General features: G+C 70.0%; 12 protein-coding genes. 4 read left to right on the top strand and 8 right to left on the bottom strand.

The features are described 5' to 3' along the window. Window positions 1–320 precede the first annotated feature (320 nt). A complete protein-coding gene (locus tag ACGFIG_RS20985; protein ID WP_393005229.1) occupies window positions 321–1,829 on the top strand; it encodes a hypothetical protein in 1,509 nt (502 codons plus the stop codon). Between the two features lie 265 nt (window positions 1,830–2,094). On the opposite strand, the gene rplI is transcribed toward ACGFIG_RS20985, so the two are convergent. The 4 genes from rplI to rpsF form a co-directional block, all read right to left on the bottom strand. Then, window positions 2,095–2,541 (bottom strand): 50S ribosomal protein L9, encoded by a 447-nt coding sequence (rplI, locus tag ACGFIG_RS20980; protein WP_393005227.1) that lies wholly within the window; start codon window positions 2,539–2,541, stop codon window positions 2,095–2,097. A 14-nt stretch (window positions 2,542–2,555) separates the two neighbouring features. Beyond that, window positions 2,556–2,795 (bottom strand): 30S ribosomal protein S18, encoded by a 240-nt coding sequence (rpsR, locus tag ACGFIG_RS20975; RefSeq protein ID WP_007073789.1) that lies wholly within the window; start codon window positions 2,793–2,795, stop codon window positions 2,556–2,558. 41 nt (window positions 2,796–2,836) lie between these two features. Beyond that, complete coding sequence (locus tag ACGFIG_RS20970) at window positions 2,837–3,373, bottom strand: single-stranded DNA-binding protein (RefSeq protein ID WP_172896610.1); 537 nt, start codon at window positions 3,371–3,373, stop codon at window positions 2,837–2,839. A gap of 80 nt (window positions 3,374–3,453) precedes the next feature. Continuing rightward, entirely contained in the window at window positions 3,454–3,744 is a 291-nt protein-coding gene (rpsF, locus tag ACGFIG_RS20965; protein ID WP_121397433.1) for a 30S ribosomal protein S6, read from the bottom strand. A 652-nt stretch (window positions 3,745–4,396) separates the two neighbouring features. Here rpsF and ACGFIG_RS20960 point away from each other — a divergent pair. From ACGFIG_RS20960 to ACGFIG_RS20950, 3 genes are all read left to right on the top strand, one after another. Next, a complete protein-coding gene (locus ACGFIG_RS20960; RefSeq protein ID WP_393005225.1) occupies window positions 4,397–5,188 on the top strand; it encodes a deoxyribonuclease IV in 792 nt (263 codons plus the stop codon). Then, entirely contained in the window at window positions 5,185–7,497 is a 2,313-nt protein-coding gene (locus ACGFIG_RS20955; RefSeq protein WP_393005223.1) for a hypothetical protein, read from the top strand. The genes ACGFIG_RS20960 and ACGFIG_RS20955 overlap by 4 nt, the downstream gene beginning before the upstream one ends. Window positions 7,498–7,904: 407 nt before the next feature. Continuing rightward, window positions 7,905–8,504 (top strand): BTAD domain-containing putative transcriptional regulator, encoded by a 600-nt coding sequence (locus ACGFIG_RS20950; RefSeq protein WP_393005221.1) that lies wholly within the window; start codon window positions 7,905–7,907, stop codon window positions 8,502–8,504. Window positions 8,505–8,623: 119 nt separating this feature from the next. Here ACGFIG_RS20950 and ACGFIG_RS20945 read toward each other — a convergent pair whose 3' ends face one another. The 4 genes from ACGFIG_RS20945 to ACGFIG_RS20930 all read right to left on the bottom strand — a co-directional run bounded on the left by ACGFIG_RS20945 (window position 8,624) and on the right by ACGFIG_RS20930 (window position 13,173). Then, window positions 8,624–8,968, bottom strand: a complete 345-nt coding sequence (locus ACGFIG_RS20945; protein WP_393005219.1) for a hypothetical protein — start codon at window positions 8,966–8,968, stop codon at window positions 8,624–8,626. Window positions 8,969–9,019: 51 nt separating this feature from the next. Then, on the bottom strand, window positions 9,020–10,033 hold the full coding sequence (locus tag ACGFIG_RS20940; RefSeq protein ID WP_393005218.1) for a hypothetical protein: 1,014 nt from the start codon (window positions 10,031–10,033) through the stop codon (window positions 9,020–9,022). Between the two features lie 33 nt (window positions 10,034–10,066). Beyond that, window positions 10,067–12,433 (bottom strand): glycoside hydrolase domain-containing protein, encoded by a 2,367-nt coding sequence (locus ACGFIG_RS20935; protein ID WP_393005216.1) that lies wholly within the window; start codon window positions 12,431–12,433, stop codon window positions 10,067–10,069. A gap of 194 nt (window positions 12,434–12,627) precedes the next feature. After that, window positions 12,628–13,173: a DUF2690 domain-containing protein gene (locus ACGFIG_RS20930; protein WP_393005214.1), complete on the bottom strand. Its 546-nt coding sequence runs from the start codon at window positions 13,171–13,173 to the stop codon at window positions 12,628–12,630. Between the last annotated feature and the right edge of the window lie 14 nt (window positions 13,174–13,187).

Here is a 13,187-nt window from a genome sequence, read left to right as displayed (position 1 = left end):
TCGATCGGGGGCATCGTACGGCCGGTCGGGGGCCAACCATACGGAACCCGAGGTCAGCCCCTCAAGCACGCCGGTGGACGAGCCTCGGGACAACCTGTGGACGCCGGTGGAGAACATGTGCGCAGGGTGTGCACAGCCTGTGGACAACGACTGGGGAATTCTCCAGCGCACGCCTCTGAGCTGCACAAACGCAATCCCCAGCCTGTGGACAGAAAGTTTTCGGTCGAACTACGGGATCGAACGTCCCGTACTATCTCCAGCGAACGGCTACACCTGAACGGCGGGTTGCGCCATCGGTTGAGAAGGGTCACGCTCCGGCCGTGAGTAACCGGGACTGGGGACGCGGAGAGGATGGTCCGCGCGGGCGACCGGTCGCCCCCTGGGACGACCCCGCCGATCCGTCACCGGTCGATCCCCGGGAGCGCGGCTCCGACCGGCACGGTACGCCGAGTCGGCGTCGGGCCGTCGAGCGCGGCCAGCGGGAGCCGGTTGACAGCTACCTGCCGCGTTGGGCGCTGGAGTCGGGAGTCCGCAGCGCGGACGGCGGGGGCCGGCACGCCGCTCCCGACGACGAGGAGCAGGTCGAGGTCGCCTGGCCGCCTTCCGGTGCCGCCTGGCGGACCACCGAGACCACGAGCAGTTGGCGTCGGGTCAGCGAGACGAACTGGGCTGAGGACCCGGCGGTCGGCACCGGTGGCGACTCGGAGCACACCGGGGAGTGGACGTTCGACGACCTGCGGGAGCCGGGCTACTCCGGGCGGCGGCGGGCTGCGGACGACCCCGTGTCGGGAGCAGTGCCGCCGAGCCGGCCGAGGCGCCTGCCGTCGGAGCGACCCCAGGTCGTCTGGTCGGGGCTGGAGGAGGGGCAGGCGGCGGAGTCCGTGCCGCGTCGGGAGGGCCGCCGGGGCCGGCGGGCGGCGGAGGACCCACCTGCCGTCGATCCGTGGGACCGGGAGTCGCAGCCCGCCGCGTCCGAGATCCCGCCCGCCCGTCTTCCGACCGTGGACGCCTGGGACGCGTCAGGGGTGCACGCGTGGCGGCCGGCTGGTGAGGTCGACCGCTGGGAGCACTCCGGCAGGTGGGAGCGCACCGACGGAACCGGCCGGTGGGGCCAGCCGGACGACACCGGGCAGTGGGACCGGCCGGACGGCCCCGGGCCGTGGGATCGGTACGCCGACGGTGTCGCGGGGGAGCGGGCCGCGCCGGGCTCCGGCGGAGGTCCCGCGGAGGGCTGGTCCTGGGCCGGGCGGGACGACGGGAGCGAGGGTTTCTGGTCGGGCACCCGGCTGGCGGGCGACGATCCCCGGTGGGCGGATCCGTCGGTGTCGGCGCCCCGGTCACCGGTGGTGCCCTACACCGCGCCGCGTCCGAGGCCGAGTCGCCGGGTGGCGGAGCCGGTCGGCGACGCGGCGGCCGTACGACGTCGGGCCGGGGCGGAGGGTTGGGGCCGTCGTATCGAGGACGACCTGCTCGATCCCGATCAGGGTGGCCCGTGGCTGCCGCTGCTCTACACGTTCGGCTGCTATCTGGTGCCGGCGGTGCTCGTCTTCGTGTGGCTGCTGACGCTGGACGCTCAGGTGCCGGCGGGGTGCGTCACGGACATCACCGGAGGGGGTTGCGACTCGCCCCGGTCGCGAGCGTTGGGCTCGCTGGCGGCGGGTCTGCCGCGCTTCGGGCTGGCGCTGGCGAGCAGTCTGGTCGTGGCGCTGCTGCTGCGCCGGGTCGGGACGACATGGCGTTCGGCCAGCGTCGCGCTGGCGGCGGCCGTGGTCGGCGGCGGCCTCTCGACGGTGATGATCAGCGCGTTCACCGGTCAGCCGATCGGCTGAGGGCGGCCTGCCAGGCGGTGGCCGCCGCCGGGTCGGGCCGCGGGTGTGCGAGGCCGCCGAGAATCCGCCCGGCGGTCGTGTCGTACGGCTGGTTGCGCGCGGATGAGACCGGGTTGTCGTTCGGGGTGCGGGAGGCCGAAGACCTGACGTGTCCCGGCGGACGATTCAGCTCGACAGGGGGCGAACCAGAGGCGGGACGGTTCCGCAGCGCGACAGGGCCCGCACCTGGTCGGTGCGGGCCCTGTCGATGGTGCTGGGTGAGGTGTCAGCCCTGGACGACGTTGAGGTCGAACTTGGCGGTCACCTCGGGGTGCAGCTTGATCTGCACGGGGTAGGAGCCGGTCGACTTGATGGGACCGGACACCTCCAGCCGACGACGGTCGAGGGTCGGACCACCGGCGGCCTTGACCGCTTCGACGATCTCGGCCGGGGTGACCGAGCCGAAGAGCCGCCCGCCGTCGCCGGCGCGGGCCTTCAGGTTGACCTTGAGGCCCTCGAGCTGGCCCTTGACCTCGTTGGCGTGGCCGAGGTCGCGGATCTCCCGGGCCGAACGGGCCCGCTGGATGACCGTGACCTGCTTCTCCGCACCCTTGGTCCAGGCGATCGCGAAGCCCTGCGGCAGCAGGTAGTTACGGCCGTAGCCGTTCTTGACCTCGACGATGTCGCCCGGGGCACCGAGGCCGGACACCTCCTGAGTCAGGATGATCTTCATTTCGGTGCCTCCTCTCAGCGCGCCGTGGCCGTGTACGGCAGGAGCGCCATCTCACGGGCGTTCTTGACCGCACGGGCGATCTGCCGCTGCTGCTGCGAGGTCACGCCGGTCACCCGCCGAGCGCGGATCTTGCCGCGGTCGGAGATGAACTTGCGCAGCAGCGCGGTGTCCTTGTAATCGATGTAGGTGATCCCGTCCTTGTCGAGCGGGTTCACCTTCTTCTTCGGCTTGCGAAGTGCAGCGGCCTTGGCCATTGCTCGTGCTCCTGGTTTGCGATCGCGGGCGCTCGGCGCCATTAGAACGGGGGCTCCTCGTCGAAGTTGCCGCCACCCGAACCACCGCGCGAGGGTGCCGGTGCAGCCGAGGCCCAGGGGTCGTCGAAGTTGCCTCCGCCGCCGCCCTGGCCACCTCCACCACCGCCGCCGAAGCCGCCGCCACCGCCGCCGGAGCGGGACATCTTCTGCACCTTCGCCGTGGCGTAGCGCAGCGACGGGCCGATCTCGTCGACCTCGAGCTCGATGACGGTGCGCTTCTCGCCCTCGCGCGTCTCGTACGACCGCTGACGCAGCCGGCCCGAGACGATCACGCGGGCGCCCCGCTGGAGCGACTCGGCGACGTGCTCCGCCGCCTGCCGCCACACGGTGCAAGCCAGGAAGAGCGGCTCGCCGTCCTTCCACTCGCCGGAGGCCTTGTCCATGAACCGGGGCGTCGAAGCGACCCGGAACTTGGCGACCGCCGCACCGGAGGGGGTGAACCGCAACTCGGGGTCATCGGTCAGGTTGCCGATGACCGTGATGGTGGTGTCTCCTGCCATGACCATCTCCTCGCGCACTCATCAGTTCCGCCGTACAGGCTCTCAGAGCCCTCCGACAGTGCCGATGAGGCTGATCCGGGTGAACCGGGTTGAATGCTTTAGCGCATCTCCGGCCGGATGACCTTGGTGCGCAGCACGGACTCGTTGAGCCGCAGCTGACGGTCCAGCTCGGCCACCGCTGCGGGCGTCGCCTGCAGGTCGATGACGGCGTAGATGCCTTCGGCCTTCTTGTTGATCTCGTACGCGAGGCGCCGGCGGCCCCACACGTCGGTCTTCTCCACCGAGCCACCCGCGGTCCGGATCACGTTCAGGTACGTGTCGAGCGACGGGGCGACGGTGCGCTCCTCGAGGCTGGGGTCGAGGATCACCATGACTTCGTAATGACGCAAGACGTGCTCACCTCCTGTGGGCTAAGCGGCCACGGTCCTTCCGTGGCAGGAGGTCGTGCGTCGTGGCCCGCACCGGTTGCGGGGGAACCCGGCCGGACGCGGACAACCGGACCAGGATAGCCGGTCCCGACGATCATGCCCGAGGTGCCCGGCGGGCCGATCCCGCCCGACGAGGCGACGGGGGCCCGCGTCGACGTCGGTGTCGATGCGAGCCCCCGTGCACGAGGCCGCGGGGCGTCCCGTCCGCATTCCTTGGGTGGGACCTGGGGAGGAACGACCACACCGATGAGGTTGGACCGGGGACGCCCCGCGGAGCTTTATCGTGTTGTTACCTGACGTTACAACGGCTCTTGCCCCTTGTCGGGGGAAATGGCGGAATTCTCCGACAAATTTCCCGTTGAGCCCGTTCCGTCAGGGCAGGCCCCCGCCCCGCCGGGCCGCGCGACGGGGGTGCCCCTGCTCTCGGGCGATTCACGCATGCCATGCGACCCGTGCTCCGCCAGGCGACCAGCGGCCGTTTCCAGTCGGGCTGCGCCAACCGTGGATCCCACTCGCATCAACGACGGCCGACGGCGGGAGGTGACGCGTGGGGGCGGCGCGTCCGCCACCGCCGTCAACCCGGCTGTCAGCGATGCGACGTAGGCTCCCGTGCATGCGTATCGGAGCCCACGTCGATTCGACCGACCCGATGGCGGAGGCGACCGCCCGAGGGGCCGAGGCCGTGCAGTTCTTCCTCTCCGACCCGCAGGGGTGGAAGGCACCGAAGCCACGGGAGGACGCGGACCGGCTGCGGGCCGCGGACGTCGACCTCTACGTGCACGCGCCGTACGTCATCAACGTCGCCACCCTGAACAACCGGATCCGGATCCCCAGCCGCAAGCTGCTGCTCGGGCACGCCCAGGCGGCCACCGCCGTCGGCGCGAAGGGGCTGATCGTGCACGGTGGGCACGTCAACGCCGGCGACGACCTCGCCGTGGGCTTCGACAACTGGCGCAAGACTTTCGCGTACGCGGCGGACTCCGGCGGCTTCGGCGTGCCCGTCCTGATCGAGAACACGGCCGGCGGCGACAACGCCTGCGCCCGGCGACTCGACGCGCTCGCCCGGCTCTGGGACGCCCTCGGCGACTACGAGGTGGGCTTCTGCCTGGACACCTGCCACGCCCACGCCGGCGGCGAGGAACTGCTCGGGCTGGTCGACCGGGTCAAGGCGATCACCGGGCGGATCGACCTGGTGCACGCCAACAACTCCAAGGGCGCGTTCAACTCCGGCCAGGACCGGCACGACAACCTCGACGGCGGGACGATCGACCCGGAGCTGCTGGTGGCGGTGATCCGCGCGGCCGACGCACCCGTCATCGTCGAGACCCCGGGCGGGGTCGACGGTCAGGGCGCCGACATCACCTTCCTGCGTGACCGGCTGGGCGCGGGGAGCCCGGCGGCATGACGACCGAGCAGTCCGCCACCGGCAGTTCCCGTGGCGACGCCCCCGCCGATCCGACGGGGAAGACCGACCCGGCCGGGAAGACCGACCCGGCCGGGAAGACCGAGCTGACCGGGAAGGCCGACGCGACGGACACCGGGAACGGCAAGGCCGAGAAGGCCGACCCGACCAAGACCGGGGACGGCAAAGCCAAGCTCGGGAACGGCCAGGCCGAGACCAAGCTCGGGAACGGCAAAGCCGAGGTCGGGAACGACCAAGCCGAGGCCAAGCTCGGGAACGACCAAGCCGAGGCCAAGAACGGCAAGGCCGAAGCCGGAGCGGGCGGGGCCGACAAGGACGACGCCGAGGCGGGCGCAGCCGGCAGGACCGAAACCACGTCGGACGCAACCGGCAGGACGGAGACCAAGGCGGGCGCAGCCGGTACGACCGGGACCGGCACCGAGGGCACGACGAAGGCCGGCGAAAAGGCAGGCGACAAGGGTGCCGACGGCGCCGACGAGGACGGGGGCGGCAAGGAGGCGAAGCCGGACCGGTGGAAGGCCTTCGCGTCCGCCCCCGAACCGGTGCCCTCCTGGCTGGGACGCGTCGTACGGGCCGGGACCCGGGCGACCGGCCGCCTGCTGGTGCACGAGTGGACGCTCGCGTCGCTCGCCTCGCTGGCGTTGGCCGTACTGCTGACCTGGCCGACGCTGCGCTACCCGCGTCACACCCTGCCGCAGGACTACTGGGACCCCAGCCTCCAGGCGTGGCAGATGGCCTGGTCGGGGCACATCCTGTTGACCAACCCGGCACAGCTGTGGCAGTCGAACACCTTCTTCCCCGAGCCCTGGAGCTTCGCCTTCTCCGACACCCTGCTCGGGTACGCCCCGGCGGGCATGATCGGCACCGGGCCCGAGGCCGCCGTGCTCCGCTACAACATCATGTTCGTGCTGGCCCACGCGCTCGCCACGCTCGGGGCGTACGCGCTGGCCCGGCAGCTCGGCGCGGGCCGGATCGGTTCCGCGGTGGCCGGGGTGAGCTTCGCGTACGCGCCCTGGCTGCTGGCCCAGGCCGGGCACCTGCACGTGATCTCGAACGGTGGCATCCCGCTGGCGTTGGCCATGCTCGCCCGGGGCCACGGCTGGTCGCTGCGGCACGGGTACCGGCCCGAGCGTCGGCACGACGGCTGGGTCTACACCGGCTGGTTGGTCGCGGCCTGGCAACTCAGTCTGGGCTTCGGCATCGGGTTGCCGTTCGCGTACTTCCTGGCCGGGACCGTGCTGGTCGCGGCCGTGACCTGGTTCCTGCGGCGGTGGGTGGTGCGGCCGGTCAAGCGCCCGTTCGGCCGGCGGCTGCTGATCGCGGACCTGGTGGGCGGCCTGCTCTTCGCCGGCGTCGGCGTGCTGCTGGCCATCCCGTTCTTCACGGTGGCGGAGGCGCACCCGAACGCGAAGCGCTCCATCGGCGACATCGACATCTTCTCCCCGCCGGCGAGTGGCTTCTTCACCGCGCCGGCCGAGTCGCGGGTCTGGGGTGGGCTGCACGAGGGGGCGCGGGCGCTGCTGCCCTGGCACCCGGAGATGACCCTGCTGCCCGGCTTCGTGCTCTACGCGCTCGCCGCCGGCGGACTGTTCTTCTCCGTGTGGAAGTTGCGCCACCGGCTGCTGCTGCTCGCCGGGGTGGTGGTGACGATGGTGCTCGCCATGGGCACCCGGTTCTTCGACGGCACCTTCACCTACGTGCCGCTGTTCGAGTACGTGCCGGGCTGGAACGGCCTGCGTACGCCGGGCCGGCTGATGCTCTGGACGACGCTGCTGCTCGGGCTGCTCGCGGCAGGGGCGGTCAGCGCGTTCGCCGCCCGGGTCCGGGATATCTCCGCCGAGCGGATCCCCTCCTGGCCGAGCCCGTGGCTGCGGCTGGCCACCCTGCTGCCGCTGGTGCTGGTGATCGGCGAGGGGCTGAACTCCACCCCGCACCCGATCGTGCCGCCCCAGCCGGCCGCGATGCGGACCGTGGAGGGGCCGCTGCTGGTGCTGCCCAGCAACCAGAGCCTCGACCAGCCGGTGATGCTGTGGTCCACCAGCAGGTTCCAGGACGTGGTGAACGGGGGCAGCGGTTTCACCCCGAGCCAGCTCGACGACGTACGCCGGGTGACGCTCGCCTTCCCCGACCAGGCCAGCGTCGACTACCTGCGCGTCCTCGGGGTCCGCAACGTGCTGCTGATGCGCGACCACATCGCCGGCACGCCCTGGGAGATCACTGTCGACGCGCCGGTCGACGGGCTGGGCATCACGCGGGAGGAAATAGGGAACACCGTGCTTTATCGCTTGTGACATTCGTCACGATCACATTAACCCGAAGCATCCCCCGGTGAAGACATCGAGTCTCTTGACTTGCCGGTGTTTTGCTGACACAGTCGCGTGACTACGCCAGTACGGGGGTGCATATGGTGCAGTTCAAAATTCTCGGCCCATTGGCGATTTCCAGTGGGGACACCTTTGTCCCGCTCTCCAGCCCACGCCAACGGAAACTCCTGGCCGCCCTACTCATCAGCAACAACGCCGCCGTGTCGGTGGACCGACTGATCGATGTCATCTGGCCGGGCGATCCACCGGCCACGGCTCGTCAACAGGTGCAGAACTGCATCGGTTCACTCAATTCTCGACTAATTGAATACGGGCATCCGCGGACCGTACTGAGATACGGTTCCCAATACATTCTGGAACTGGACGAAAGCTCGGTGGACGAGCGCCTTTTCTGCGCCGAATACAAGGCGGCGGCGCAGACCGCGCAGACCGGCGACCACGCCCGGGCGATCGAGCGCCTCCGGGATGCGTTGGCGCTCTGGCGCGGTGGCGCCATGGAGGACATCGACTCCGAGCGCCTCGCCGGTGAGGTCGTCCGGCTGGAGGAGGTACGGGTCCGGGCCCTGGAACAACTGGTCGACTGGGAGTTCCGTCAGGGCCGGTACGCGGAGCTGATCCCTGATCTGAGCCTGTGGACGCAGATCTATCCCTACAACGAGTTCCTGCACTCCTGCCTGGCCCAGGCACTGCACCACGCGTCCCGGACGGCCGAAGCGCTGGAGGTGCTCCGCCGACTCGGGCAGCGGTTGGAGCAGGAACTGGGGCTCGGCCCGGGTCCCGCCCTGCTCCGGTTGGAGACACAGTTGCGGGCTCCGGCACACGACGCCCACCCGAGCGAGACGGCGGACCTGCCCACGCTCAAGGCGATCCAGGCCGCGCTCGTCGACCTGTCCCAGGCGGTACAGACTCTGATCAACGATGCGGGCACCAAGGGCTCGGCGGAGATCGTCGCGGCGAAGGGGCGCATTCCCTGACGCCCGGCTGACAACGCGCCCCGCCGGACGACGGGCAGGCACGACGCGCGCCGATCCCGGACCGGCCCGGGGAGCGCCGGAGGAGGCTCTGACGCGTCAGAGCCTCCTCCGGCACCGGGTCATTCTCGTTCCTCCGGATCCGCTTCCCGCGCGTCCACGCCCGCGAAGAGCTTGCGGACCCCGGAGAGGACCGCCAACAGCGCGACCGTCAACAGGCCGAACAGCCCGTTCAGCCACCAGTCGACCATGGTGGCGGAGAAGCACAGGTTCCCCGGCGTGCAGTCGGTGTCGCCGAGCTCGAACCGGCCAGCGACGAATCCGGCGGGAAGGCAGAGCAGAGCGACGCAGCCGCCCAGGCCGAAGAACCAGCCGGACACCCGGTGGGCGAGGGCCAGGCCGAGCCAGGTCGCGAGGAGCAACGCCGGCAGGATCACGTCGACGGCGCCCACACCGGCCACATCCATGTCAGTCCTTCCGTCACCGCCCCCTCACCCGGTCCGGCGTGTGGTCCCGGCTCATTCCCAGACCGCGTCCGACCGGGTCAGGGACTCCCGACCGGTACGCCGCTGGGCAGCCCCAGCGGCGGTGGAGATCAGTTCGACCACCGGATGCTTGATCGTGCTCAGCGCACCAGCCGGCGTCAACGTCGACACCCGGAACACGACATCCAGGACATCGTCCGGCCCCAACGGCACCGCCGCCCGCCAGGCGACGTGATAGACGGAGGAGTGGCGTGTCGTCGCCTGCGGGCGTACCGCGCCGGGGCGGCTCCGGTCGTTGAGCCTGACCGAGGCGACCTGGATGTCGGCGACCACCTGGGGATCGACCGAGATGCCGAACACCGTCGACGATGGAGACCTACCGGGCCCGACGCCGCGCAGGGTGACCCGGACCGGGTAGTCGTAGCGGAACCGGTCGCCGTCGCCCCAGGTCTTCCGGCCCCACGCCCCGGACAGCTCGATCCCCCAGGGGCGAGCGGGCCCCCCGAAGGACGAGGGACGGGCCGGCTGGAGGCTACGCCGGGAGCTGCTCCCCAGTTTGGCGCTGGCCTCCGCGGGATCGCGGACGAGGTCCTGGGGGTACCGGAGCGGATGCGCGGTGCCCATCACCGCCACCAGGTCACCGGCGGCCGGTACCGTCTCGGTGAGTTCGACCACACAGGAGCGCAGCCCGGTGGCAGGGTCCGTGCTCGTGGTGCTGCCGGCGGCGACGACCCGCCCGTCGAGCGTCATGACTGCCGGTTGCGCGGGGGCGTAGACGCGTGGATCGAACGTCACGGTGATCCGGGTGCCCGCCGGCAGCGGCGTCTTGCGGACCACCTTGACCGCGAGTTGCCGGGGGCACACCGCGGGGGCCGCACCGTCCCCCGAGAGGACGCGGACCGGCTGGCCGCCGACCGGTTCCAGGACGGGTACGGAGCTGGCGGCCGACGCCGGAGCCATCGGTACACCCAGTTCAATGACACCCACGCCGAGCGAGAACCCGGCGATCGTCAGCGCCTGCCGGCGGGACAGCTGGGGCATCGTCACGAGAATCTCCTTCTGGCAGCGGCGGCACCGGGCTCAGCTGACACCGGCATAGTTCTTTACGACATCGACGAACGCCCTGGCCGTGCCCTTGCGGGCCTCCTCGGGCACCAGGGTGGGGTGCAGGTAGTTGTCGCTGAACTGCTCGACCCAGAACGCGTCCCGGATCGGCCCCGTACTGGTGTCCACGATCAGTCCGAACATGCGGTTGCAGGCCGCGTCGGCGATGCTCGCGGACGATTTGAACCGGCGCGCGTAGAAGTTCGCGAAGCGTGCCTCCGCGGCCGCGGGTGTCGCGTACCAGTTCTGGAAGAGCGTGGAGAGCGGCACCTGCGGATTGGCCCGGCTCTGGTGCCCGAGCACCAACGCGTCCACGTCGGCGAAGAGGTCGCTGAGCGTCAGGAAGGAGTTGTCCGCCCTCGTCGCGATCCGCTCCATGGCGAAGGCGTACGCCTGCGAGGCCGGGAGCCCGCTCGTCGTCCACTGACCCAGCACGCTGAGCACGTCACCGCCCCAGGAACCGAAGTCGGCGAGGTTCACCTCGGTGAGGTCCGACACCAGGTTGTGGTTGAGGATCGCCCCGAACGAAGCGCCGAAGTGGTCGATGTCCAGGTCCCACAGGTGCTTCGGGTCCCGCAACGGGCGGTCGTCCGGACGCCCGGGGTAGCCCCGGACGAAGTCGATGAACCCGCTGTCCAACTCGCCGAAGACGGTGTTCGAGCCGGTGAAGGCGTACTGGTTCGATCGCATCCGAAGGAACTGGGCCACCAGCTCGGGCGCCGACCGGGCGGTGTGACCGTGGTCCTCGCGCCACTGCTTGGCGCGAGCCTCCAGCCAGATCAGCATCGTGTAGAAGCCGTCGTTGGGGTCCCGTGGGCGGGTGACGCTGTCCACCCCCAGGTCGCGGCCGGAGACGATGTTGTTGTCGATCTCCAGGGCCCCCGGGGTGCCCGCGCCCAGGACGAAGTTGCTGATCTGGTCGAACGCCCAGTTGCCCGGCAGCGGGTAGCCCAGATTGCCGCTGTAGCCGGTGGACATGCCGCTGACGAAGCTACGGGTGGTGAGGCCTTCCGCCTCGAGCCGCAGACAGGTGTTCCGGCACCCGTAGACGCCGATGGCGAAGCGGTTGCCATCTGCGGCCACCGCGTCGCGTACCCCCTTGAAGTGTGGGATCACCGCACTGGTGATTTCCTCGTCGAGGGCGTCGAAGTCGACCGAGAAGTAGATGACGGTGCCGTACGGGATGCCGAAACCGCGGGCCGCCGCGCAGGCCGCCGTACCGGCCGTGAAGCCCTGCGTGTAGTCGAAGTACTGCACGGCGTCCCCCCACTCCTGGTAGAGGGGGAAGATCGAAAGCCCGTTGTCGAAGATGAGGGCGATCTCGGAGTGCGTCAGCACCTTGTTGGTGCCTCCGGTCAGGTACCGGCCGGCGTACTTGTAGCCCGCGTTCTTCACGGTCTGGATCGTCGTGCTGTTCAACGGGTACATGCAGTCGATGGCGGTGCCTCTGCGTTCCGGGTCGCCCGTCGACACCAGCAACGACATCCAGGTCTGGTAGTCGCCCTTCCCCGTCTCCGGGAGCATGCAGAACCGTTGGAAGACGCTGACGATGCGGGCGAGTTCATCGTTGAAGACGCCACCGCCCTCGCCCCAACGGTTGCCGTACCGGTTGAAGGCCATGGCGCACTGGAAGAGCCGGACCCAGCCCGTCGGGCCGCTGTCCTGGGAGCCGCTCTGCACGAGGGCGCTGTTCTGGAGACCGCTGCGCGTGCCCGGGCCGATGTAGCCGGTGACCTGGCTGTCGGTCATGCCCAACTGGTACTGGATGGCCAGCACGAGGGCCTGCTGGACGTTGCGGGAGAAGTGCCCGTCGCACGGGCCGATGAAGTACTGTCCCCGGCCGATGTAGGCGCCGTTGAGCCAGCGCTGGCACTCCTGGATGGCCGCGCTGCCGTTGTTGACGAGGACGTAGGCGTCCATGCTCAACAGCGCCTTGAAGACCTTGGGCTCCACCCCGTTGAGCATCAGCGGCAGTTGCGGAACCGGGAGGCCCATGTTGCCCACCATCGCGGCCAGCCCGGACTGGGTGTCGAGCCCGAAGGCGCCGTTGATCTGACCGCCGCTGTAGCCCTTGCAGTAGAGGGCGGCCTCGGCGATGGTCCGCATGTTCATGTTCCCGGAGTTCTGCCCCACGGTGCCGTACGCGGTCAGTCTGGCCAGGGTGGTCGGGCCGAAGCTGTCGGACAACGCCGTGATGCCGAGTTCGTGCTGTAGCGCTCGGGTGAGCGAGTAGATGGTCTGCCATCCGGTCCGGCCGTTCTCGGTGCACCTGTTGTAACCCGGCACCCCGCCATAGGTGGCGTTCACCCACTGCTGCGCCCGGAGCACCATCTCGTCGGTCATGTGAAACTCCCTGAGTCTGTCGTGCCGATGAACGCGAGTTCGACCTGAAGGCAGACGCGCGCGACCATCCGCGCTTCCTGGAAGCGCGGGCGATCGCGCGTATCTGCCGTCACCGGTCCTTGGACTGGGAAGAAACCCTGGCCACGCTCTGCGGTCCGGGTGATTCCCCGGCACCGACGCGGTTGGTTGCAGGCTCAGTACTTCGACGTGTACCAGGTCGTGGGCCCGGCGCTCGCCTCTGCCCGGGCCAGCAGACCCGCGTCGTTGACCATCAGCGTGTAGTAGGCGCCCGCGAAGCCGCTGTACGAGGTCCGGACCGCGCCGCTCAGGTGGTAGCTGCGAACGGTCGGGTAGTAGAAGTCCGAGGAGACCCGGGCCCAGGCGGTCCGGCAGCGAGGGCTGTACCGCAGTTCGAGGTTGATGCCGCTGGTGTTGCTCGCGACGGTCTCCGCATCGTCGGCGCAGTAGTGGTAACAGGTCGAGCACCCGCTGTGGTAGATCTTGTATGTCGCGGGATTCTTGCCGTCACACACCGATCCGCAGCCGGTCGCCGCCAGCTCGACCTCCGGGATCATGGTCGCGGTCTGCGGGTCCAACTCCTCGGCAGTCACCGTTGCCGGCTGCTCCACCGCCGAACTCGGGGCAGCTGGCGGGGCGGCGAACGCTGCCTGTGGGGCGACGACGCTGGTCAGGCCGATCGCCAGCGCAGCGCTCAGGTGGGCGAACTTCTTCCTCAACATGACGATCCTTCCGG

This window comes from Micromonospora sp. NPDC049048 (assembly GCF_043197615.1).
Classification (GTDB): Bacteria; Actinomycetota; Actinomycetes; order Mycobacteriales; family Micromonosporaceae; genus Micromonospora.
Note: the sequence above shows the minus strand (reverse complement) of the source record. Positions and strands in the feature narration are given on the sequence as shown.

What these genes read in the sequence shown, in the direction of transcription:
- rplI (WP_393005227.1), bottom strand. Translation starts at nt 2,541, where the DNA reads ATGAAGATCATCCTGACTCAGGAGGTGTCCGGCCTCGGTGCCCCGGGC.
- rpsR (WP_007073789.1), bottom strand. Translation starts at nt 2,795, where the DNA reads ATGGCCAAGGCCGCTGCACTTCGCAAGCCGAAGAAGAAGGTGAACCCG.
- ACGFIG_RS20960 (WP_393005225.1), top strand. Translation starts at nt 4,397, where the DNA reads ATGCGTATCGGAGCCCACGTCGATTCGACCGACCCGATGGCGGAGGCG.
- ACGFIG_RS20955 (WP_393005223.1), top strand. Translation starts at nt 5,185, where the DNA reads ATGACGACCGAGCAGTCCGCCACCGGCAGTTCCCGTGGCGACGCCCCC.
- ACGFIG_RS20945 (WP_393005219.1), bottom strand. Translation starts at nt 8,968, where the DNA reads ATGGATGTGGCCGGTGTGGGCGCCGTCGACGTGATCCTGCCGGCGTTG.
- ACGFIG_RS20935 (WP_393005216.1), bottom strand. Translation starts at nt 12,433, where the DNA reads ATGACCGACGAGATGGTGCTCCGGGCGCAGCAGTGGGTGAACGCCACC.
- ACGFIG_RS20930 (WP_393005214.1), bottom strand. Translation starts at nt 13,173, where the DNA reads ATGTTGAGGAAGAAGTTCGCCCACCTGAGCGCTGCGCTGGCGATCGGC.